Annotated in this window: 17 protein-coding genes, 4 tRNA genes and 1 other RNA gene; 10 read left to right on the plus strand and 12 right to left on the minus strand. The window is 71.3% G+C overall.

The window, feature by feature from the left end:
- Positions 1-78 precede the first annotated feature (78 nt).
- The 3 genes from purL to purS are packed head-to-tail and all read right to left on the minus strand — an operon-like array spanning position 79 to position 3,247.
- Positions 79-2,328, minus strand: a complete 2,250-nt coding sequence (gene purL, locus ACFU5O_RS31130; protein ID WP_384245536.1) for a phosphoribosylformylglycinamidine synthase subunit PurL — start codon at positions 2,326-2,328, stop codon at positions 79-81.
- Positions 2,325-3,005, minus strand: a complete 681-nt coding sequence (gene purQ, locus ACFU5O_RS31135) for a phosphoribosylformylglycinamidine synthase subunit PurQ (RefSeq protein WP_384245538.1) — start codon at positions 3,003-3,005, stop codon at positions 2,325-2,327. Before purQ ends, purL begins: the two co-directional genes overlap by 4 nt.
- Positions 3,002-3,247, minus strand: coding sequence for a phosphoribosylformylglycinamidine synthase subunit PurS (purS, locus tag ACFU5O_RS31140; RefSeq protein ID WP_242338389.1), 246 nt, complete (start codon positions 3,245-3,247; stop codon positions 3,002-3,004). Before purS ends, purQ begins: the two co-directional genes overlap by 4 nt.
- A gap of 321 nt (positions 3,248-3,568) precedes the next feature.
- On the opposite strand from purS, the gene ACFU5O_RS31145 reads away from it, so the two are divergent.
- From ACFU5O_RS31145 to ACFU5O_RS31180, 8 genes are all read left to right on the plus strand, one after another.
- Complete coding sequence (locus tag ACFU5O_RS31145; protein ID WP_384245539.1) at positions 3,569-3,898, plus strand: Lsr2 family protein; 330 nt, start codon at positions 3,569-3,571, stop codon at positions 3,896-3,898.
- A gap of 137 nt (positions 3,899-4,035) precedes the next feature.
- Positions 4,036-4,107, plus strand: a tRNA-Gly gene (locus ACFU5O_RS31150).
- Between the two features lie 78 nt (positions 4,108-4,185).
- Positions 4,186-4,258 (plus strand) — tRNA-Gly (locus ACFU5O_RS31155).
- 126 nt (positions 4,259-4,384) lie between these two features.
- Entirely contained in the window at positions 4,385-5,317 is a 933-nt protein-coding gene (locus tag ACFU5O_RS31160) for an ABC transporter ATP-binding protein (protein WP_384245540.1), read from the plus strand.
- Positions 5,314-6,126, plus strand: a complete 813-nt coding sequence (locus ACFU5O_RS31165) for an ABC transporter permease (RefSeq protein WP_384245541.1) — start codon at positions 5,314-5,316, stop codon at positions 6,124-6,126. Before ACFU5O_RS31160 ends, ACFU5O_RS31165 begins: the two co-directional genes overlap by 4 nt.
- A gap of 26 nt (positions 6,127-6,152) precedes the next feature.
- The gene (locus ACFU5O_RS31170; protein WP_384245542.1) at positions 6,153-7,469 is read left to right on the plus strand and encodes a sensor histidine kinase; all 1,317 of its coding nucleotides are present in this window, start codon (positions 6,153-6,155) and stop codon (positions 7,467-7,469) included.
- A complete protein-coding gene (locus ACFU5O_RS31175) occupies positions 7,466-8,074 on the plus strand; it encodes a response regulator (RefSeq protein ID WP_384245544.1) in 609 nt (202 codons plus the stop codon). Before ACFU5O_RS31170 ends, ACFU5O_RS31175 begins: the two co-directional genes overlap by 4 nt.
- Positions 8,075-8,096: 22 nt before the next feature.
- Positions 8,097-8,169 (plus strand) — tRNA-Gly (locus ACFU5O_RS31180).
- A 71-nt stretch (positions 8,170-8,240) separates the two neighbouring features.
- On the opposite strand, the gene ACFU5O_RS31185 is transcribed toward ACFU5O_RS31180, so the two are convergent.
- From ACFU5O_RS31185 to ffs, 6 genes are all read right to left on the minus strand, one after another.
- Complete coding sequence (locus tag ACFU5O_RS31185) at positions 8,241-9,155, minus strand: phosphoribosylaminoimidazolesuccinocarboxamide synthase (protein ID WP_384245545.1); 915 nt, start codon at positions 9,153-9,155, stop codon at positions 8,241-8,243.
- A gap of 72 nt (positions 9,156-9,227) precedes the next feature.
- Positions 9,228-10,694: a N,N-dimethylformamidase beta subunit family domain-containing protein gene (locus ACFU5O_RS31190; protein ID WP_384245547.1), complete on the minus strand. Its 1,467-nt coding sequence runs from the start codon at positions 10,692-10,694 to the stop codon at positions 9,228-9,230.
- 176 nt (positions 10,695-10,870) lie between these two features.
- The gene (locus ACFU5O_RS31195) at positions 10,871-12,931 is read right to left on the minus strand and encodes a hypothetical protein (RefSeq protein ID WP_384245548.1); all 2,061 of its coding nucleotides are present in this window, start codon (positions 12,929-12,931) and stop codon (positions 10,871-10,873) included.
- Positions 12,932-13,141: 210 nt separating this feature from the next.
- Positions 13,142-14,392 (minus strand): phosphoribosylamine--glycine ligase, encoded by a 1,251-nt coding sequence (purD, locus tag ACFU5O_RS31200; RefSeq protein ID WP_384245549.1) that lies wholly within the window; start codon positions 14,390-14,392, stop codon positions 13,142-13,144.
- A gap of 61 nt (positions 14,393-14,453) precedes the next feature.
- A complete protein-coding gene (locus tag ACFU5O_RS31205) occupies positions 14,454-16,673 on the minus strand; it encodes a DNA polymerase III subunit gamma and tau (protein ID WP_384245551.1) in 2,220 nt (739 codons plus the stop codon).
- Between the two features lie 182 nt (positions 16,674-16,855).
- Positions 16,856-16,950, minus strand: an RNA gene (gene ffs / locus ACFU5O_RS31210) — signal recognition particle sRNA small type.
- A 99-nt stretch (positions 16,951-17,049) separates the two neighbouring features.
- On the opposite strand from ffs, the gene ACFU5O_RS31215 reads away from it, so the two are divergent.
- Both ACFU5O_RS31215 and ACFU5O_RS31220 read left to right on the plus strand, forming a co-directional pair.
- Positions 17,050-17,137: transfer RNA gene (locus ACFU5O_RS31215), tRNA-Ser, on the plus strand.
- Positions 17,138-17,739: 602 nt separating this feature from the next.
- Positions 17,740-19,176, plus strand: coding sequence for an FG-GAP and VCBS repeat-containing protein (locus ACFU5O_RS31220; protein WP_384245552.1), 1,437 nt, complete (start codon positions 17,740-17,742; stop codon positions 19,174-19,176).
- Between the two features lie 88 nt (positions 19,177-19,264).
- Here the strand turns inward: ACFU5O_RS31220 and ACFU5O_RS31225 are convergent, their stop codons facing one another.
- Genes ACFU5O_RS31225 through ACFU5O_RS31235 form a run of 3 tightly spaced genes read right to left on the minus strand, consistent with a single transcriptional unit; the run spans position 19,265 to position 20,888 of the window.
- On the minus strand, positions 19,265-20,236 hold the full coding sequence (locus tag ACFU5O_RS31225; RefSeq protein WP_384245554.1) for an NAD(P)-dependent alcohol dehydrogenase: 972 nt from the start codon (positions 20,234-20,236) through the stop codon (positions 19,265-19,267).
- The gene (locus ACFU5O_RS31230; RefSeq protein WP_384245623.1) at positions 20,233-20,436 is read right to left on the minus strand and encodes a helix-turn-helix transcriptional regulator; all 204 of its coding nucleotides are present in this window, start codon (positions 20,434-20,436) and stop codon (positions 20,233-20,235) included. The genes ACFU5O_RS31225 and ACFU5O_RS31230 overlap by 4 nt, the downstream gene beginning before the upstream one ends.
- A gap of 23 nt (positions 20,437-20,459) precedes the next feature.
- Entirely contained in the window at positions 20,460-20,888 is a 429-nt protein-coding gene (locus ACFU5O_RS31235; protein WP_384245555.1) for a hypothetical protein, read from the minus strand.
- Positions 20,889-20,956: the final 68 nt, after the last annotated feature.

The raw sequence follows: 20,956 nt of genomic DNA on the forward strand, positions 1-20,956 counted from the left end.
AATCAACCGGGTGACGACAAAGCCCCCGCCCGGACCCGGTCCGAACGGGGGCTGCTGTCGTCGGTGCTCTGTCGGTCTCTAGGCGAGCAGACCCGGAACGGTCTCCTCGTGCGCGGTGCGCAGCTCGCTCAGCGGGATGCCGAACTCGCCCTGCACCTCCACGGTGTCCCCGTCGACCACACCGATCCGCGTGGCGGGCAGGGCCCGCGCCCCGCACATGTCGGTGAAGCGGAGCTCCTCGCTGCGCGGGACGGCGACGACCGCGCGGCCCGCCGACTCGCTGAACAGGAAGGTGAACGCGTCCAGGCCGTCCGGGACGATCAGCCGCGCACCCTTGCCGCCGCGCAGGCAGGACTCGGTGACGGCCTGGATCAGACCGCCGTCCGACAGGTCGTGCGCCGCGTCGATCATGCCGTCGCGGGAGGCCGAGATCAGGATCTCGGCGAGCAGCTTCTCGCGGTCCAGGTCGACCTTCGGCGGCAGACCGCCGAGATGGTCGTGGACGACCTGCGACCAGGCCGATCCGCCGAACTCCTCACGCGTCTCACCCAGCAGATAGAGGAGCTGGCCCTCTTCGGCGAAGGCGATCGGCGTACGGCGGGTGACGTCGTCGATCACACCGAGGACGGCCACGACCGGCGTCGGGTGGATCGCGGTCTCGCCCGTCTGGTTGTAGAGCGAGACATTTCCGCCGGTCACCGGCGTGCCGAGCTGCAGGCAGCCGTCCGCGAGACCACGGGTCGCCTCGGCGAACTGCCACATGACGGCCGGGTCCTCGGGCGAACCGAAGTTCAGGCAGTTGGAGATCGCGAGCGGCTTGGCGCCGGACGCGGCGACATTGCGGTACGACTCGGCCAGCGCGAGCTGCGCGCCCGTGTACGGGTCGAGCTTCGCGTACCGGCCGTTGCCGTCCGTCGCGACCGCGACACCGAGGTTGGTGTCGGGGTCGATACGGACCATGCCGGAGTCCTCGGGCTGGGCGAGGACGGTGTTGCCCTGCACGAACCGGTCGTACTGGTCCGTGATCCACGCCTTGGAGGCCTGGTTCGGGGAGGCGACCAGCTCGAGGACCTGCTCGCGCAGTTCCTCCGGGGTCGCCGGGCGCGGCAGCGAGCCCGCGTCGTCGGCCTGCAGCGCGTCCTGCCAGTCGGGACGGGCGTACGGACGCTCGTACACCGGGCCCTCGTGGGCGACGGTCCGCGGCGGCACGTCCACGATCTGCTCGCCGTGCCAGAAGATCTCCAGACGGTCGCCCTCTGTCACCTCACCGATGACGGTGGCGATGACGTCCCACTTCTCGCAGATCTCCAGGAAGCGGTCGACCTTGTCCGGCTCGACGATGGCGCACATGCGCTCCTGCGACTCGCTCATGAGGATCTCCTCGGGCGAGAGGGTCGCGTCGCGCAGCGGAACGGTGTCGAGCTCGACCCGCATACCGCCGGAGCCGGCGGAGGCCAGCTCGCTCGTCGCGCACGACAGGCCCGCGCCGCCGAGGTCCTGGATGCCGTCGACCAGGTCTTCCTTGAAGATCTCCAGGGTGCACTCGATGAGGAGCTTCTCCTGGAAGGGGTCGCCGACCTGGACGGCCGGGCGCTTGGCCGGGCCGGTCGACTCGAAGGTCTCCGAGGCCAGCACGGAGACGCCGCCGATCCCGTCGCCGCCGGTGCGGGCACCGTAGAGGATCACCTTGTTGCCGGCGCCGGACGCCTTCGCGAGGTGGATGTCCTCGTGCTTCATGACACCCACGCACAGGGCGTTGACCAGCGGGTTGCCCTGGTAGCAGGAGTCGAAGACGACCTCGCCGCCGATGTTCGGCAGGCCCAGGCAGTTGCCGTATCCGCCGATGCCCGCGACGACGCCGGGCAGGACGCGCTTGGTGTCGGGGTGGTCGGCCGCGCCGAAGCGCAGCGGGTCCATCACGGCGACCGGGCGGGCACCCATGGCGAGGATGTCGCGGACGATGCCGCCGACGCCGGTGGCCGCGCCCTGGTAGGGCTCGATGTAGCTGGGGTGGTTGTGCGACTCGACCTTGAAGGTGACCGCGTACCCCTGGCCGACGTCCACGACGCCCGCGTTCTCGCCGATGCCGACGAGGAGCGCGTCGTTCTCGGGGGCCTTCTCGCCGAACTGCTTCAGATGGACCTTGCTGCTCTTGTAGGAGCAGTGCTCGGACCACATCACGGAGTACATGGCGAGCTCGGCGCCGGTCGGACGGCGGCCGAGGATCTCGCGGATCCGGGCGTACTCGTCCTCCTTGAGGCCGAGCTCCTTCCAGGGCTGCTCGACCTCGGGCGTCCCGGACGCGTGCTTGACGGTGTCGAGAATCATGCGGCGACCAGCTTCTTGATGATCGAGGTGAAGAATCCGAGGCCGTCGGTGCCGCCGGTGCCGATCAGCGGCTCCACGGCATGCTCGGGGTGCGGCATCAGGCCGACGACATTGCCTGCCGCGTTGGTGATGCCGGCGATGTCGCGCTGCGAGCCGTTCGGGTTCATGCCGAGGTAGCGGAAGGCGACCCGCCCTTCGGCCTCGAGCTCGTCGAGGACGTGCTCGTCGGCGACGTACCTGCCGTCCATGTTCTTCAGGGGGACGGAGATTTCCTGGCCCTGGTCGTAGTCCGCGGTCCAGGCGGTCTCCGCGTTCTCCACCCGCAGCTTCTGGTCACGGCAGATGAAGTGCAGATGGTTGTTGCGCAGCATCGCGCCCGGCAGCAGATGGGCCTCGGTGAGGATCTGGAAGCCGTTGCAGATACCGAGGACCGGAAGACCGGCCTTCGCCTGATCGATGATCGTTTCCATCACCGGAGAGAAGCGGGAGATGGCGCCTGCCCGCAGATAGTCGCCGTAGGAGAAGCCGCCGGCGAGGACGACCGCGTCGACCTGCTTGAGGTCCTTGTCGCGGTGCCACAGCGAAACGGGCTCCGCGCCCGCGAGGCGCACCGCGCGCAGTGCGTCCTGGTCGTCGAGCGTTCCAGGGAATGTGACGACGCCGATACGAGCCGTCACGACTCCACCTTTACGACGAAGTCCTCGATGACCGTGTTCGCGAGGAACGTTTCGGCCATCTCATGGATGCGGGCGAGGGCGGCCTCGTCGACCGGCCCTTCCACCTCGAGTTCGAAGCGCTTTCCCTGACGTACGTCCGCGATCCCCTCGAAGCCCAGGCGGGGCAGTGCGCGCTGCACCGCCTGGCCCTGCGGGTCGAGGATCTCCGGCTTGAGCATGACGTCGACTACGACGCGTGCCACTGGCACTCCCGGTGGTGTGGTGCTGAAGGCGGTTCCCTCAGCGTACCCGCCCGAAAAATCTACGCGCATAGATATCCGGAGAACCGCATGTGAAAATCCGGGGAAAAACTCTCCCGCCCCATTGCGGATGACACGCTGATGCAATTGGCTGGGCTTCACAATGCGATGCCGACCGCTGTACAAAGGAATGCAGCGGAAAGCTGCATTGCCCCGCATCAGCCGGAATACCGGTATCGCCGCATGCCGGCATCGGACGGGTCACGATCCAGTTCCGACCCGACCGTCATGGCACGGCGAAACCGCAGGAAAGGACCGATATCCGTGGCTCAGCGCGTAGTGGTCACGCTCTCCGACGACATCGACGGCGGAGAAGCGGCGGAAACGGTCACCTTCGGCCTTGACGGGAAGTCGTACGAGATCGACCTCAATCCCGCCAATGCAAAGAAACTGCGCAAGGCTCTCGCCCCTTACATGGCGGCGGGGCGCAAGGCGTCGAAGCACTCGGCAAAGGCACGCAGCGAGTACCGGCACACCGCCCTCGAACCCGACCCCGCGGCCGTCCGCGCCTGGGCGCAGTCGAACAAGATGGACGTGCCGGCCCGCGGCCGGATCCCCAAGCGGGTCTACGAGGCGTTCCGCCAGGCGAGCTGAACAGCCGCCGGGACACCGGCGGAAGAACCCGCGGAACGGCACCCGCCGCCAACCGAGTTGCACGGCACCCCCGCAGGTGGGCTAGAGTCTGGAGCACGCCGAGGGGCAAGGCCGGAAGGCCGGGTCCCACGGAGCGTGCGGGTGTAGTTCAGTAGTAGAACAGCCCTCTTCCAGAGGGAAGGCGCAGTGTGCAATTCCTGTCACCCGCTCCGCACCATCACCGACCACTCCGGTGGATCAGGTACAGTGGTGAACGCACCGCCCAGTGAGAGCTGCGCGGGAGCAATGCGGACGTGGCTCAGTTGGTAGAGCATCACCTTGCCAAGGTGAGGGTCGCGAGTTCGAATCTCGTCGTCCGCTCGGAATGAAGGCCCCGGTCTCACGACCGGGGCCTTCGTCATGTCCGCCGTCGGCACTGACATTTGTCATACGCGGTGATGACAGCGCGCACTGCCCGCGGCCTCTGTACCGCGGAAGCCTTGAGGCATGGAAACCGACGAGTACGTGATCGAGGCCGGTGAGCTGCGACGCAGTTACGCCGGTGGCTTCGAGGCCGTGAGCGGAATCACCCTTTCCGTGGCGCGCGGCGAGCTGTTCGCCCTGCTCGGCACGAACGGCGCGGGCAAGACCTCCACCGTCGAGCTGCTCGAGGGTCTGGCCGCGCCGAGCGGCGGCACCGTCCGCGTACTCGGCCGCGATCCGTACCGCGAGCGCGCCGCCGTTCGGCCCCGGATCGGGGTGATGCTCCAGGAGGGCGGCTTCCCCTCGGATCTGACGGTCACCGAGACCGTGCGGATGTGGGCGGGCTGCACCAGCGGGGCGCGCCCGGTGGGCGAGGCGCTGGAGCTTGTCGGGCTCGGCGCACGGTCCCGCGTACGGGTCAAGCAGCTCTCCGGCGGGGAGCGCAGACGGCTCGACCTGGCGCTGGCCCTGCTCGGCCGGCCGGAGGTCCTGTTCCTGGACGAACCCACGACCGGTCTCGACGCGGAAGGGCGGCGGGACACCTGGGAATTGGTGCGGGAGCTTCGGGCCGACGGTACGACCGTGCTGCTGACCACGCACTACCTGGAGGAGGCGGAGTCGCTCGCCGACCGGCTGGCGATCATGCACCAGGGGCGGATCGTCGCCACCGGTTCCCCCGCCGAGGTGACGGCCTCGCGTCCGGCCCGCATCCGCTTCCTGCTGCCGCAGGGCGTTCCGGCGGGGCGGCTTCCTCTCGCGCTCCGGGCCGCGGCCGAAGGACGGCGGATCGAGGTCCGCACACACGAGCTTCAGCGTTCGCTCGGCGAACTGCTGCGCTGGGCCGAGGAGTCCGGCGTACAGCTCGAGGGGCTCGACGCACGCTCGGCCTCTCTGGAAGAAGCGTTTCTCGATATCGCCCAGTCGCGTACTCACACGGAAACGGCAGGTGCGCTGTGACCACGACAACCACGACGACCACGTCCGGGGCGGTGGCCACGGCCAAGGCCGGAACCACGGCGCCCGGGCGGCTGGCCGCGCTCGGGCGCGCCGAACTGACCCTGCTCGTACGGAACAGGACCGCGCTGTTCGTGGCGATGCTCATGCCCGTGGGCATGGTGGGAGTGCTGCGCTCCTCGCTGGGCGGCCTGGACGGGACGGAGGTGGACGTCAATGACGCACTCCTCACCGGCGGCATGGGGATGGTGCTGATCCTGGTCGTGTACCTCAACCTCACGTCCGCCTTCACGGCGCGGCGCGAGGAGCTGGTTCTCAAGCGGCTGCGCACGGGTGAGGTCTCCGACCTGGAGATCCTCGCCGGGACCGCACTGCCGGCCGCCGCGGTGGCGCTGGCGCAGTGCGCGCTGCTGCTCGTCGCGGGGGTGGCACTGCTGGACGCGGACGGGCCACGGCGGCCCGAACTGCTGGTAGCGGGCCTGCTGATGGGCACCGTACTGATGACCGCGCTCGCTGCCGCGACCTCGGCCGTCACCCGCACCGTCGAGAGCGCGCAGATCACCACGATGCCGCTGTTCCTGATCTCCGCCTTCGGCTCCGGGCTGTTCCTCCCGCTCGAAGTCCTCCCGGACCGTATTGCCTCGGTGTGCCAACTGCTGCCGATGACGGGCGTGATGCGACTCGTCCAGGCGGGCCTCGAGGGCGGGGCGGACGCGACGGAGCTGGCCGGCGTCGCGGTGAACGCACTGGCCTGGTCGGTGATCTCGGTGTTTGCTGTGCGTCGGTGGTTCCGCTGGGAACCGCGCCGCTAGAAGCCGCTGGAAGGGGGCGATCGGCCGTGTCCAGGCTGACCGGGTGGTGGAGCGGCCGCAGCAACGCGGCCAAGGTCGAGCTGTACACACGGTGGTCCTTCCACAGCTTCGTCCTGGTCGAAATCACCTCGATCGGCGTCGTGCCGGTGTCCACCGGCGGATGGAGTCCGCCCGGCCTGGCCCTGTGTCTGCTGATCTGCGTCCATGCCGCGTCGAGCGGGCTGCTCTCGTCCCGGGCACTGGACTGGTCCCTGGACAGACGGGAACGCCCGGTCAGGTTGGCGTCCGGCGTCGTGGCGCTGACCGCGGCCGGTGCGCTGACCCTCATCTCTCTTCGGGCCACCGGGGTGCTGAAGGACGGATATCTGGCCTCCACGACAGTCCTCGGGGTGGTCTGCTTCACCCTCGGTGCCGTGGTGCTGTGCCTGCGCAAGGCACGACACATGCTTTTCGCCGTACCGGTCGCGGCCGTCGCCACCGGGGCATCGGTCGCGGGCATGGGCATCGATCCGGCCGAGGCCGCCGGCATCGCCGTCGGGGTCCTCGTGGGCGGCGGCCTGCTGGGCTTCACCTGCGGCTTCTCGTCCTGGCTGCTGAAGGCCGTATGGGAGCTGGACCGTTCGCGGGAGCTGCAGGCCCAGCTCGCGGTGGCCGAGGAGCGGCTGCGCTTCGGCCGCGATCTGCACGACGTGATGGGCCGCAATCTCGCCGTGATCGCGCTCAAGAGCGAGCTGGCCGTGCAGCTGGCCCGGCGTGAACGCCCGGAGGCCGTGGAGCAGATGATCGAGGTGCAGCGGATCGCACAGGAGTCGCAGCGGGAGGTGCGGGACGTGGTGCGCGGGTACCGGGAGGCGGATCTCGCCGTCGAACTCGAAGGCGCACGGGGGGTGCTGACGGCCGCCGGGATCGACTGCCGGGTCATCGGTCACACCGCGGGAGCGGCAAAAGACCTGCCGGGCGAGGTGCGGGCGGCGCTGGGATGGGTGGTGCGGGAGGCGACGACCAACGTTCTGCGCCACGGTGATCCCCGACGCTGCGAGATCCGTCTGGCGGTGACGGACGGGGTCGCGGTCCTGTCCGTCGAGAACGACGGCGTACGGCAGACGGGCGCAGAGGACACGACCGTGACGCCGCCGGGCGGCTCGGGGCTCGCCGGGCTGCGCGAGCGGCTGGCCGCGCTCGACGGCACCCTGAGCGCGGCTCCGTCCCCGGGCTCCGGTTTCCGCCTCACGGCAACGGTTCCCGTCCCTGTTCCCGTCCCTGTTCCCGTCGCTGCTCCTGTCCCGGCCACCGGCCGTGCCCCTGCCTCTGCCCCCGCCCCTGTCACCGGAGCCGACGCATGACCGTACGCGTACTGCTCGCCGACGACGAACACCTCATCCGGGGTGCGCTCGCCGCGTTGCTCGCGCTCGAGGACGATCTGCTCGTCGTCGCAGAGGCGGCCTCCGGGCCCGAGGCACTCGCCATGGCACGGGCGCACCGGCCCGATGTCGCGGTGCTGGATCTGCAGATGCCCGGCGGGGACGGTGTGAGTGTGGCCACATCGCTGCGGGCCGAGCTGCCGCAGTGCCGGACCATGATCGTCACCAGTCACGGCCGCCCGGGGCATCTCAAGCGGGCGCTCGCGGCCGGCGTGCGCGCCTTCGTACCGAAGACCGTCAGCGCCCAGCGGCTCGCCGAACTCATCCGCACCGTCCACCAGGGAAACCGCTATGTGGACCCGGAGTTGGCGGCCGACGCGATCTCCGCGGGCGACTCGCCGCTCACCGCCCGTGAGGCGGAGGTCCTGGAGCTGGCCGGGGACGGTGCACCCATCGCGGAGATCGCCGAGCGGGCCTCGCTGTCCCAGGGCACCGTGCGTAACTATCTGTCGTCGGCCGCGGCGAAGCTGGGCGCCGAGAACCGGCACACAGCGGTGCGTCTCGCGCGCGAGCGAGGTTGGGTATAGTGGGCTCCGCGCTACGGCGCATGCGGACGTAGCTCAGTTGGTAGAGCGCAACCTTGCCAAGGTTGAGGTCGCGAGTTCGAGCCTCGTCGTCCGCTCCGAGAAAGAAGCCCCGGCCCAACGGCCGGGGCTTCTTCGTGTCCACGCAGCCGTGTCCACGACGCCGTGACTACGACCAGCGGGTGCCGGTCAGCAGCTCGTACGCCTCCACGTACTTGGCGCGCGTCGCGTCCACGACCTTCTGCGGAAGCGGGGGCGGCGGCTGCTCGCTCCTGCGGTCCCAGCCGGAGGCCGGCGAGGTCAGCCAGTCGCGCACGTACTGCTTGTCGTAGGAGGGCTGGGCGCGGCCGGGCTGCCACTGGTCGGCGGGCCAGAAGCGCGAGGAGTCCGGCGTCAGCACCTCGTCGGCGATGATGAGCTCGGCGTCTTCCCCGGCTCCGGCGGTCCAGCCGAACTCGAACTTGGTGTCCGCGAGGATGATCCCGCGCTCGCGGGCGATGTCCCGGGCCCGGCCGTAGACGGCGAGGGTCTTCTGGCGCAGCAGCGCGGCCGTCTCCACGCCGACCTGGCGGGCGACTTCCTCGTACGACACGTTCTCGTCGTGGTCGCCGACCGCGGCCTTCGTGGCGGGGGTGAAGATCGGGGCGGGGAGCTCGGAGCCGTCGACCAGCCCCTCGGGGAGGGCGAGGCCGCAGACCGTACGGGACTCGTCGTACTCGACGAGTCCCGAACCGGTCAGATATCCGCGGGCGACGCACTCGACCGGCACCATGTCCAGCGACTTGCAGACGAGGGTGCGGCCCGCCCAGTCGGCGGGGGCCCCGGCCGGGAGGTCGGTGGAGATCACATGGTGGGGAACCAGGTCCGCCAGGCGCCCGAACCACCAGAGGGAGAGCTGGGTGAGAACCCGTCCCTTGTCGGGGATCTCGGTGGGCAGCACCCAGTCGTACGCGGACACACGGTCGCTCGCGACCATCACGAGGTCGCCGCCCTCGGTCCGGTACAGATCACGCACCTTGCCCGTGTGCAGGTGCGTCAGGCCCGGGACCTGGAGCGGCTCGGGCTTTTCTACGAATCCGGACACGGTTCCTCCGCGTAGGTTGATCCAGGAGCCCTTCGATTCTCCCGTACGCGGAATCGACCGGCACGGACGGGGTCAGTCCCGCTTGCAGATCCGGTCGAGGAGATTGGCGGTCGCCCGCTGGATCCGGGTGTCCACATGACCGGGGCGGTCGAGCGCGGGCGACCAGGCGAACGTGCCGGAGGCGAAGACGAGGGCGCCGGACGGGGCTCGGTAGACGGACGTCTCCTGGTACCGGGTGACGTCGTCGCCGTCCTGGTAGGGCGAGTGGGCGAGGAGGATGCGGCCCTCGTGCCGGGGGAGCGGGGTGCGCGGGAAGTAGCGGTCGGCCTCGCCCGCGACCAGTCCCGGGATCTCGTCGCCGTCGCCCGCGCCGGTCGCCTCCCAGAGCCAGTGCTCCGCGTTGCGCACCACCAGGGGGTGGGGCTCGGGGACCCGGCCCCCGTACTGGATCCCGAGCAGCTGCTGCTCCGCACGGTCGACCTCGCGCCACAGGGCGGGCCGGCCGGGGCCCCGGCGCTTGCGGCATGTGAGGAGGCGGTCGGGGACACCGGACGGTGAGGGCCCGAGCTCGACCTGCCAGTACATGGTGTTGGCGGAGAGGAAGACGAGGGACGTGCCCTGGTCGCGGGCGAGCTCCACCGTGCGCCGCATGGGCGCCGACCAGTACTCGTCGTGGCCGGGGAAGACCAGGCCCCGGTACCGGGTGGGGTCGATACGGCCGGCGTGCAGATCACGGGTGTCGGCGTACGCGAGGTGGTAGCCGTAGCGCTCGGCCCAGCGGATGAAGTCGTAGGCGTGCCCGACGTGGAGGGGGAGGCCCGCGCCCGCGTACGGGCGGTCGAAGGAGACCGTGATCGCGGCTTCCTCCTCCCCGAGGAGCCGGCCTCGCTCGTCCCACGCGTGGTACAGGCTGGCGCCCGTCCGCCCGTCCTCCGGGTAGAGGTTGTAGGCCTGCCAGGTGATGTCGGGAAGGAGCAGGAGCAGGTCGGCCGGACGGTCGTCGCGGACGGTGAAGGGGATGTGCGAGCGGTACCCGTCGGCGGTGGTGAGGACGGCGACATACGCCCCGACCGCCCAGTAGGACGGGACCTGCAGTCGCCAGGAGAGCCACCAGTGGTGGCAGGAGACCGTCCGGTCGGCGGTGAGGGGGGCGGGCTGGACGATGCCGGAGAGGCGGGGACTCGTGGTGATCTTGGAGGCGCCGTCGCCCCCGTAGTGACCGATGCGGTAGATGTCGACGGAGAACTGCTGGGGCGGATCGACCGTCACATGGAAGTCGATGGCCTCGCCAGGGGCGACCGCTCCGGTGGACGCGAACCCCTTGATCTGGCGGCGCACGTCGTCGGCGGTGCGGGGACGGCCGCGGGTGCTCCCGCACCGGCCCGGGTCGGGGTCCGCGTACCAGGGGACCACCTGGCCGGTGTCGTCGAAGTACTGCTCGCTGCCGCGCAGCCAGGGCAACGGGCCCTGGCCGAAGGGGTCGCTGACCGCGTGGGCGAGGGCGCCCGATTCCCACCGCCGGACCTGCTCCGCCCCCATGTCGCGCCCCTCCTCGGCTCCCCCTGGGACCACTGTTGATGAAGACGCCCGCTGTCAGCGCCAGTCCCAGCACATCACATTACGCACGCACTCCGTCACCGTTCGTCGCGAATTAACGTGAACGGAAAGCGCATTCCGTTCAGGTGTCGCGTCTCGAGGTGCCGCGGTGCAGAGGCTCAGACCAGGCGGACCGGCTTCTCGGGCCGGAGTCCCACCACCGTGAACCAGTGGCGCAGGGGCTCCGGGTCGCCGTCCTCGACGAGGCTCATCACCCGGCCGCCCAGGTCCGCACTGCGCTCGCCGCCGATGAGGAGGGCAGGGCCGTCGAGCCAGTCGAGCCCGGGAACGGCGCCCGCGGTGTCGACGGCCGCGCAGCAGACCATCGCGGTGACGTGGTCGGCGAGCAACTCGCGTGCGGTACGCGGCGGCTGGAGCGGGAAGAGCGGGAGCGGATCCGTACCCCATGCGGCGTCGCCCATGGCCTCGGCGGCGGGGGCAACGGGACACCCGGCGCCCGAACCTGCGGCTCCCGTGGGGACCACGGCCCCGGCGGGCCGCTCACGCGCGGCCTCCTCACGGGCGACCTCCGCGCTGATCCCGGCGGCGAGGGCGGCTCCGGGACCCTCCGGACCGGGGTCGTCCTCCGATCCGGGAACGCCCGGTCCGGGGTCCCCGGGCCCGACAGCGTCGTCGGGGGTGGAGGTGGTGCGGGGGGCGGAGGTGGAGGCGGAGGCGGAGGCGGAGGCGGTGTCGGCAGCGGAGGCGGTGTGGGCGCCCGGGGCACCGGGGGCGCGGTCGGCCCCGGCAGGCCAGAGGGCCTCCGCCGCGGCCCCGCCATCGGCGCGTCCACCCGAGAGGTAGTCCACCACCCGGGCGAGGTTCGGCCCGGGGGGCGTGGCGGCCGGACGGATGCCCATCGCGTCCAGAACCCGGTGCAGGCGGGCCGCTTCCGTGCGCCACTTCCGGTCCACGACCTCTTCCGGATACGCGGTCCAGTCCACCGGCGACCAGTCGGCGCCGCCCTCGGCGGGGCCGCCGTGGAAGAGGCGAGCCGCCAGCAGCGACGCGGCCTCGTCGACCAGGCCGGGCTCCTCCAGGAGATCGCAGGCGGGACGCTCGCCCAGCCGTGACGCGAAGCCCTCCGCGAGCCGGTCGCGGCGGGACAGCTCGGTCAGCGCCGAGACCACCCCGGCGTCGAGGCGGGAAGGCCAGCGGCCCATCCTCCAGGCGGGCAGCGCCACCCGGGTCAGCAGCCGATCCCAGCCCGCGTAGGCGAGGCCGACCTGCTCCTGGGCGACGATCCGCAGACCGTAGTCCACAGCCTGTGCACGCTCGGACGCGGCGGCGGCGACGCCCCTCTCCATCTCGGCGGCGTGGCCCCGGCAGCTGCGCAGAAGGATTCTGGCCACCCGGCCTGCCACACCGAGCAGCGGGCCGCGCACCGGTCCGAGGCCCGGGCGGCCGGCGGCTCCCACGGCGGCGTCCAGCCCGCGCACGAAGCGGCGGGCCGCGGCTATGTCCGGTTGCGCGGACGGACCCGTACCCGCGACGACCGGGGCGAGCACCGCCCGCAGTTCGGCGACACGCATCCACCACAGGAAGGGGGAGCCGATGACCAGCACGGGCGCGGTGGAGGCACGGCGGGGACCGCCCGATATCGCCTGCGCGGGGTGGGCAGAGGGGTCGGCCGCGCTCCGGTGTCCCGGGCGCTGTGGATCCTCCGGGCCGTCCGGGTCCTTCAGGTGCTCGGGCTGCCGGGACGTCCGCAGGCGCCCGCGGCTCCCGGGGCTCCCGGGGCTCTTGGAAGTCCTGGGCTTCGTCGCAGGGTGCGTACGGTCCTCGAGCCAGCTGTCGCAGTCCGGTGTGAGGGCTATGGCGGACGGCATCGGTACGTCCAGCCGGTCCGCCAGGTCCGCCACCAGCCGGTACAGATCCGGGGCCGTCTCCTCTGCCAGCTCCACCGTCGGGCTGACGGCGGGCCTCGCCCGGGCTATCACCGTGGCGACGGCCGCTGCGGCGAGCAGCACGACGACGGCGGCCGAGGTCACGGCCCAGCGGGCGGCATCCCAGCTTCCGCCGCCGATCCGTCCTGTGGCCTCCCCGGCCAGCAGCACGACGGCGACGGCCGCGGGCAGCAGCGCGAGGGCCAGCGCCCTGCTGCGGATGCGCAGCAGGGCGAGGGCCCGGGAGCGCGCGGCAAGCGCGCCCGCCTCCTCACCGGTACCGGTTCCGGACACGGCCGGACTCACCCCCTCTGCCCTGCGGCGCTGTAGCTCACTCCCCCACTGTGGCACCCGTCACCGACATCGCAATGCCGGTGGGCCAAGTGCCGGAATGCTTGCGCCGCACCCTAGTTGGGGCTCAGGTGACCGTCATCCGGATGGGTCAGCCGTCACTCGATGGAATGGCGTTGGGCAAAGTCATGACGGGCAGAGGTCACTCCCGGTTCAGGCTCCGGCGGCCTTCCTGGCGATGTCCGTACGGTGCTGCGAGCCGTCGAGCCGGATACGGCCGACTGCCGTGTACGCACGCTCGCGCGCCTGCGTCAGGTCCTTGCCCGTCGCGGTCACCGACAGCACTCGTCCGCCGGCACTCACGATCGCGTCGCCGTCCTTCCTGGTCCCCGCGTGCAGGACGTACGCGTGCGGGGCGTCCTGCTCCGCGACCACGTCCAGTCCCTCGATCGGGTCGCCGGTGCGCGGCGTACCCGGGTAGTTGTGCGAGGCGACGACGACGGTGACGGCGGCGTCGTCACGCCAGGTCAGCGGGGCCTCGTCGGCGAGAGTGCCGTTCGCCGCGTGGAGCAGGACGCCCGCGAGCGGGGTCTTGAGACGGGCCAGGACCACCTGGGTCTCCGGGTCACCGAAACGGGCGTTGAACTCGATCACCCGTACGCCGCGGCTCGTGATCGCCAGACCGGCGTAGAGCAGACCGGAGAACGGGGTGCCGCGGTGGCGCAGCTCGTCAACGGTGGGCCGGAGCACGGTCTCCAGGACCTCGTCGACCAGCTTGGGGTCGGCCCACGGAAGCGGGGAGTACGCACCCATGCCACCCGTGTTCGGGCCCTCGTCGCCGTCCAGCGCCCGCTTGAAGTCCTGCGCGGGCTGGAGGGGGAGCACGGTTTCGCCGTCGGTGATGGCGAAGAGGGAGACCTCGGGGCCGTCCAGGTACTCCTCGATGACGACGCGGCCGCAGGCGAGGGCGTGCTCGCGGGCGGTGGCGAGGTCCTCGGTGACGACGACGCCCTTGCCGGCGGCGAGCCCGTCGTCCTTGACGACGTAGGGAGCGCCGAACGCGTCCAGCGCCTCGTCGACATCTTCGGGGGTGGTGCATACGTACGAACGGGCCGTGGGCACGTTCGCCGCGGCCATCACGTCCTTGGCGAAGGCCTTGGAGCCCTCCAGCCGAGCGGCCTCACCGGACGGGCCGAAGCAGGGCATGCCCGCGGCGCGCACGGCGTCGGCGACACCGGCGACGAGCGGCGCCTCCGGGCCGACGACGACCAGGTCCGCCCCGAGCTCGGTGGCGAGCGCGGCCACGGCGGCGCCGTCGAGGGCGTCGACCGGGTGCAGCTCGGCGACCCCGGCGATTCCGGCGTTGCCGGGCGCGCAGTGCAGTGCGGTGACGTCGGGATCGAGGGAGAGAGAGCGGCACAGGGCGTGTTCGCGGGCGCCGCCGCCGATGACAAGGACCTTCACGGCAGCCAGGGTAGCCCGCGCGACCCCGCCGGCCTTGTGCGGGCCACCGAAGCCGGCGCCCCTACTCGTTCGTGTATTCCTCCACGACCGTGGCGCCGAGCTCCCGGACGATCAGGTCGTGGCCGGAGAGCGCGGAGTCCACAAGATCCGGATCGTCCTCTTCCGGGATGTCGTCCTCGGGCGCGACGGGCTGCGGGGCGGGCGCGGCTGCAGCACGCGGGGGCTCGGGAGCCGGCGGCTGCTGCGGAGCGGATGCCACGGCCTCCGGCGGGGACGGGCGCGAGGGGGCGGCCGACGGGGCGTACGAGGAGGGCTGGGCGGGACCCTGGCCCGGTGCGGGCCGTCCGCCGTATCCACCACCGCCGCCGGGGCCGGCCGGCGGCTGACCGGCACCGCCCGACGGGTCGATGATCGCCTCGATCTTCCACTGGACGTTGAACCGCTCCGCGAGCGCCTGCCGGAGCACGTCCTCGCTGCCGCTGCTCGCGAAGTTGTCCCGGGCACCCGCGTTGATGAAGCCGATCTGGAGTGTGGTGCCGTCGAAGCCCGCGACCTGGGCGTTCTGACTGAGCAGGATCCAGGTGAAGCGGCGGCGGTTCTTGACCGCCTCCAGGATGTCGGGCCACATGTTCCGCACCTGGGCGGCGCCTTGGGCGGCAGCCGGCGCGACCGCCTGGGGCTGGGGGGCGGCAGGAGCGGGGGCCTGCTCCCGGCCGGGCGCCTGGGCAGGGGCCGCGGCCTCGGCCGGGCGCCCCTGGCCGGGGGCGGCGGCGGACGGCCACGCGCCGGGACGCTGGGCGGCCGGCGCTCCGGGGCCGGTGGCCCCGGGCCATGCCCCGGGGCGCGGCGCGGCGGACTCCTGTTCCGGGGCAGGCGGACTCTGCGCCTCCGGCGCCGTGGGAGCCACGGGTGCGGAGGCGGCGGGGGGCGGGGCCTGGACGGGCTCCGGCTGCGGGTGCGTCTGGGGCGTCTGGGGCTGCGTCTGGGGCTGGGGCTCGGGGGCAGGTCCCCGCGCCGCCGCACGCGCGGCGGCGACCCCGCCGCCCACGGGCCCTGGCGGCATATGGGCGTCCGAGGCCGGGACGTACCCCATGGCCGGGCCCTGTCCGGCGGCCGGGAAGCTGACGCCCCGCTCCAGCCGGTCGAGCCGTGCCTGCAGCGAGCGCTCGTCGTCGAAGGCCGCCGGCAGCAGCACGCGGGCGCAGATCAGCTCCAGCTGCAGCCGGGGCGAGGTCGCACCGCGCATCTCCGTGAGCCCGGCGTTGACAAGATCCGCTGCTCTGCTGAGCTCGGCGGCGCCGAACACCTGGGCCTGCGCCTGCATCCGCTCGACCACGTCCACGGGGGCGTCGATCAGCCCCTTCTCCGCCGCGTCCGGCACCGCGGCGAGGATCACCAGGTCGCGCAGCCGCTCCAGCAGATCGGCGACGAAACGGCGCGGATCGTTCCCGCCCTCGATCACCCGGTCCACGACCTCGAACGCCGCGGCGCCGTCCCCCGCCGCGAACGCGTCCACGACCGAGTCCAGCAGCGACCCGTCCGTGTATCCGAGCAGAGACGTCGCCATGGCGTATGTCACACCGTCGTCCGCGGCGCCGGCGAGCAGCTGGTCCATGACGGACATCGAGTCACGCACGGAACCGGCCCCGGCACGCACGACCAGCGGCAGCACCCCGTCCTCCACGGGAATGCCCTCACGGCCGCACACCTCCGCCAGGTACTCCCTGAGCGTCCCTGGCGGCACCAGCCGGAACGGATAGTGGTGCGTCCTGGAGCGGATGGTCCCGATGACCTTCTCGGGCTCGGTGGTGGCGAAGATGAACTTCAGATGCTCCGGAGGCTCCTCGACCACCTTCAGCAGGGCGTTGAAACCCGCCGACGTGACCATGTGGGCCTCGTCGATGATGTAGATCTTGTAGCGGCTGGAGGCGGGCCCGAAGAATGCCTTCTCCCGCAGCTCACGGGCGTCGTCCACACCACCGTGCGAGGCGGCGTCGATCTCGATGACATCGATCGACCCCGGCCCGTTCCGCGCGAGGTCCCGGCAGGACTGGCATTCCCCGCAGGGCGTCGGCGTGGGTCCCTGCTCACAGTTGAGACACCGCGCGAGGATGCGCGCACTCGTCGTCTTGCCACAGCCGCGCGGACCGCTGAACAGGTACGCGTGATTGACCCGGTTGTTCCGCAGCGCCTGCTGCAGCGGGTCGGTGACATGCTCCTGCCCAATGACCTCGGCGAAGGACTCGGGGCGGTAGCGGCGGTACAGCGCAAGGGACGACACGCATACGAGGTTATCGGGGCCCGCCGACAATTACGGAGGCCACCGGAAGCCCGCGGCCCCACCACCGGGAGCCCGTGGGCGGCCCCGCCGCCGGAAGTCCCCGGCCCGCGCCTGAACCCGGGCACGCAGCCGAGCCCGGCCGGGCGCCCGAACCCGGGCTCGCACCTGCCGCGCCCCGGAACGCAGACGCCCCTCACGCACCCGCCAGAGCCGACCTACCCTTGCTGCCTTCCGGCCCTGGGGGAGTTCAGTCAGATAGCGCCACGTGAGGGGCTCCGCCCAGGTTACCCGATGGACGGGGGTGGTCGGACACCCGAGGGGTGCGGCACCGGAACAGGTTCGCGAGCACTCCTCGACGTCTTGTATTGTTTGCCGCGGAGGATTCGCCTAGAGGCCTAGGGCGCACGCTTGGAAAGCGTGTTGGGGGCAACCCCTCACGAGTTCGAATCTCGTATCCTCCGCCATTGCCTTCACCGGGCAATTTGACGAAGGCCCCGACCGTCCGCGGTCGGGGCCTTCGTCATGCTCCGGCCTTGGTCGACGGCCTGGTCGGCCTTCGGAGACTCCCCGGGGGCTGGCCGAGGCTCCCCGCCCGTGATCGCGTCCACGACGCCGTCCCGGACGCCGGGGAGGAGCGGCACGGTCGTCGAGGTGTGACGTGCGCCACGAAGCCTCTTCGACGGTCAGCAGGACCGGCGAAGGGGCGAAGGTCCGAGCCGGGCGCCCACGTCGTCGTGCGCGCCGGGGGCACGGGGGTGCATCTGCATACACCCCTGCTCGGCAGTCAGGTGCAATGGACGCGACCCCGCCCAGCGGCATCGTCGGCTCGTATGGAAACGAATCGTCGGCTCGTACGAATGACACGTGAGCCGGGCACCGACAGTGGGAACGCCGTCGGCCCCTCGTGGCCGGCGGCATCGTCCCGGTCCGTGGATCCGGCTCGTGACCCGCCTTCCCCGCACAGGGTGGGGGAGCGGGAAACGCTCCCCCACCGGCCCGTAGTATCCGCCAGGTGTTCGATCTTTCGGCGGCCTCCCGGGGCCGCCTCCGGAACCGGGGGGTTCTGATGTCCAGAAGAAATCTGACCGTGGCCGCCGTATGCGCGACCGCCCTCGGCGGCATCACCGCCCTGGCGCCGTCCGCCGTCTCCGCGCCGTCCGCCGTCGCCGCGCCGGCGGCCCTGACGGGCAATCACGCGGACTTCAACGGCGACGGCTACCCGGACCTCGCCATCGGCGCCCACACCGCGACCGTGGGGGCGGTCAAGCGGGCCGGTGTCGTCACCATCGCCTACGGCTCGGCGACCGGCCTCACCTACGACACCGCCTCGGTCGTCAGCCAGGCCACACCGGGTGTCCCGGGCGACCCCGTCGAGGACGGCAGGTGGCGGGAGGTCAGCGGCTTCGGCGACCTGGACGGCGACGGGTACGACGACCTGGTGGTCCGCTGGGTCGAGAAGAACATGGTGCTCTGGGGCAGCAAGGACGGCATCACCGGCACGGCCACCGCCCTGCCGACAGGCAACTACACCCCCACCGACCCGAAGCTGCTCGGCGGCGGCTTCGGCGTGGGCGACGTCAACGGCGACGGCGTGGACGACTTCGTCAGCCGGGCCAACGACGGCTACTCGTACGGCGTCTCCGTCCTGCTCGGACCGCTCGACCGCGACACGGCCAAGCCGGCCGGACTGTGGCACCGCGACACCCCGAAGCTGGACAAGGTCCAGACCTCCGCCACCTATGTGGGCGATATGACGGGGGACGGGATCGACGACATCGTCGTCAGCGGCGGCGTCGTGCTCGGCAACGGGACACCCGGCGGCGTGGTGCTCAAGGGTTCCGCCAACGGCCTGGTCAAGGGCAGCGCGTTCGGCGGCCCGTACGAGCACGGCAACAGCTACCCCGCCGCCTTCGGCGACCTGAACAAGGACGGCCACCAGGACCTGGTCACCGGCTACCCGGACCAGAACAAGATCTACGTGGCGTACGGCGGCACCAACGGCGTCAGCAGTTCCCGCGCCTACACCCAGGCCAGCAGCGGCGTCCCGGGAACGGACGAGGCGGGCGACAAGTTCGGCTCCGCGGTGGCCGTCGGCGACACCGACCAGGACGGCTACGCCGACCTGATCATCGGTGCCTCCTACGAGACCGGCTCCGACGCGGCGACCACCTCGAGGTCGGGCGCGATCACCGTGCTGCGCGGCAGCGCCTCCGGGATCACCACCACCGGAGCCACGTCCTTCACCCAGAACGCCGCGGGTATCCCCAGCACCTCCGAGAACAACGACTCCTTCGGTGCGGCGACGGCCGTGCTCGACACCGACAGGAACGGCAGCCCCGAGGTCTACGTCGGCGGAAACGGCGAGGACGGCTACAAGGGCCGGGTCTGGAAGCTCCTGACGGGTGCCTCCGGTGTCACCGGCACCGGTGCCGCCGGCTTCGGCCTGGGCGCCCTCGGCGGCCCCGTCGGCGGCGGCAACTTCGGCTACCGCTTCGCCGGCTGACATATGCCGGTGAGGGCCCGGACCGTCGGACGGTCCGGGCCCTCACCGTTCCCGCGCACGCGGCCGACGGCGCCTGACACGGCGGCCCTCACACGACGATGACGACCTTGCCCCGTGCGTGGTTCTTCTCCAGATGGCGCATGGCCTCGGGAACCCCGCTCAGCGGGTACGTCCTGTCGATGACCGGCGCCACCTTGCCCGCCTCGATGAGTTCCCGCAACGTCTCGAGGTCCTCCCCGCGTTCCGCCGAGAACAGCCCCCGCAGCCGGTGGCTCACGAACGGCGAGAGCATCACCGCCCGCAGCACACGGTCGGTGCCGCCGAGCCAGCGGCCGCCGCCTTCGCCCCCGACGATCACCAGGGTTCCCCGCCGGGTGAGGGCTCGCCGGAGGTGCGAGAGGCTTCGGTTGCCGGCGGCGTCGAGAATGAGGTCGTAGCGACGCGCCCCGTCGGCGAAGTCCTCGCGTGTGTAGTCGATGACGTCGTCCGCTCCGATCGACCGGACCAGGTCCGTCTTCGTCGTGCTGCAGACACCGGTGACCTCTGCCCCGTATGCCTTGGCCAGTTGCACCGCGAAGGTCCCCACCCCTCCCGCAGCGCCGATGACCAGGACCTTCTGCCCGGGCCGCACCTGTCCCGCGTCGCGCAGGGCCTGGAGTGCGGTGACCGCGGATATGGGTACGGCGGCGGCCTGCTCGGGTGTGAGGCCGGCCGGCTTCGCTGCGAACCTGTCCTCCGGAGCGCTCACGTACTCGGCGAAGGCGCCGTCGCAGAAGCCGAACACCTCGTCGCCCGGCCGGAACCTGGTGACTGTGGCGCCGACGGCCTCGACCCGGCCGGCGACCTCCCTGCCCCGGACGGGGACCTTGGGCGCGCGCAGGCCGTAGCCCATGAGGCGCAGGAGAAGGGGCAGGCCCGTCATCAGGTGCCGGACGCCCGCGTCGACGGCGGCGGCATGGACCCGTACGAGCACGTCGCCGTCCCGGACCGCCGGCTTGTCGATGTCCCTGAGTTCCAGCACGTCCGAGGAGCCGTACGTGTCGTGCACGATCGCCTTCATGGTGTCTCTCCTTCACTGCCCGGGTACTGGAACACCTGGTCGAGCGAGACCTTGAACACGCGGGCGATCTCGAAGGCCATCTCGAGCGAGGGCGAGTAGCGGCCCTTCTCGATGGCGATGACGGTCTGGCGGGTCACGCCGATGCGATCCGCCAGCTCCGCCTGGGTCATCTCTCCGTGCGCGAAGCGGAGGGCCCGGATCGTGTTCGTGACTCTGGTCGGCTTCACCACGGCTGGAAACCCCACCGGTAGGCGGCGATCTTGGCGACCGACCCGAGGACTGCCGACAGGACGAATGCCAGGTAGATGGTGTTGGCGATCCAGAAGTGGTCGACCTCGGCCAACGCCATGCCGAGTACGGCCACTCCGCCGATGACGAGGAACGACTGGCCGACGTATTCGCCGAACCGGAAGATCTCCCTGTCGCGCTGGTCCTTCTTGTTCGCATCGCCGGGCGACGCGGCGGCGATCGCGATGCTGAGCGCGATCGACACGGCGATCGCGGCGCCGATGGTCCAGAGCAGCGCCGACACGTACGACACCTCTGCGAGCGGGGTGTCCTCCGCCCGCCCGAGAACGACGGCGAGGTAGGTCAGATACGCGCCGACCGCGACCACCCCCATGATCCACGCGCGCTTCTCTTCGAATGCCACTGCCACTCCCCCCTGTAAAACAAACTTGACACTCGGAATGTAAGGCGATGCGTACACGAAGTCAAGCA

The organism is Streptomyces sp. NPDC057445, from assembly GCF_042802855.1.
Taxonomy (GTDB): Bacteria; Actinomycetota; Actinomycetes; order Streptomycetales; family Streptomycetaceae; genus Streptomyces.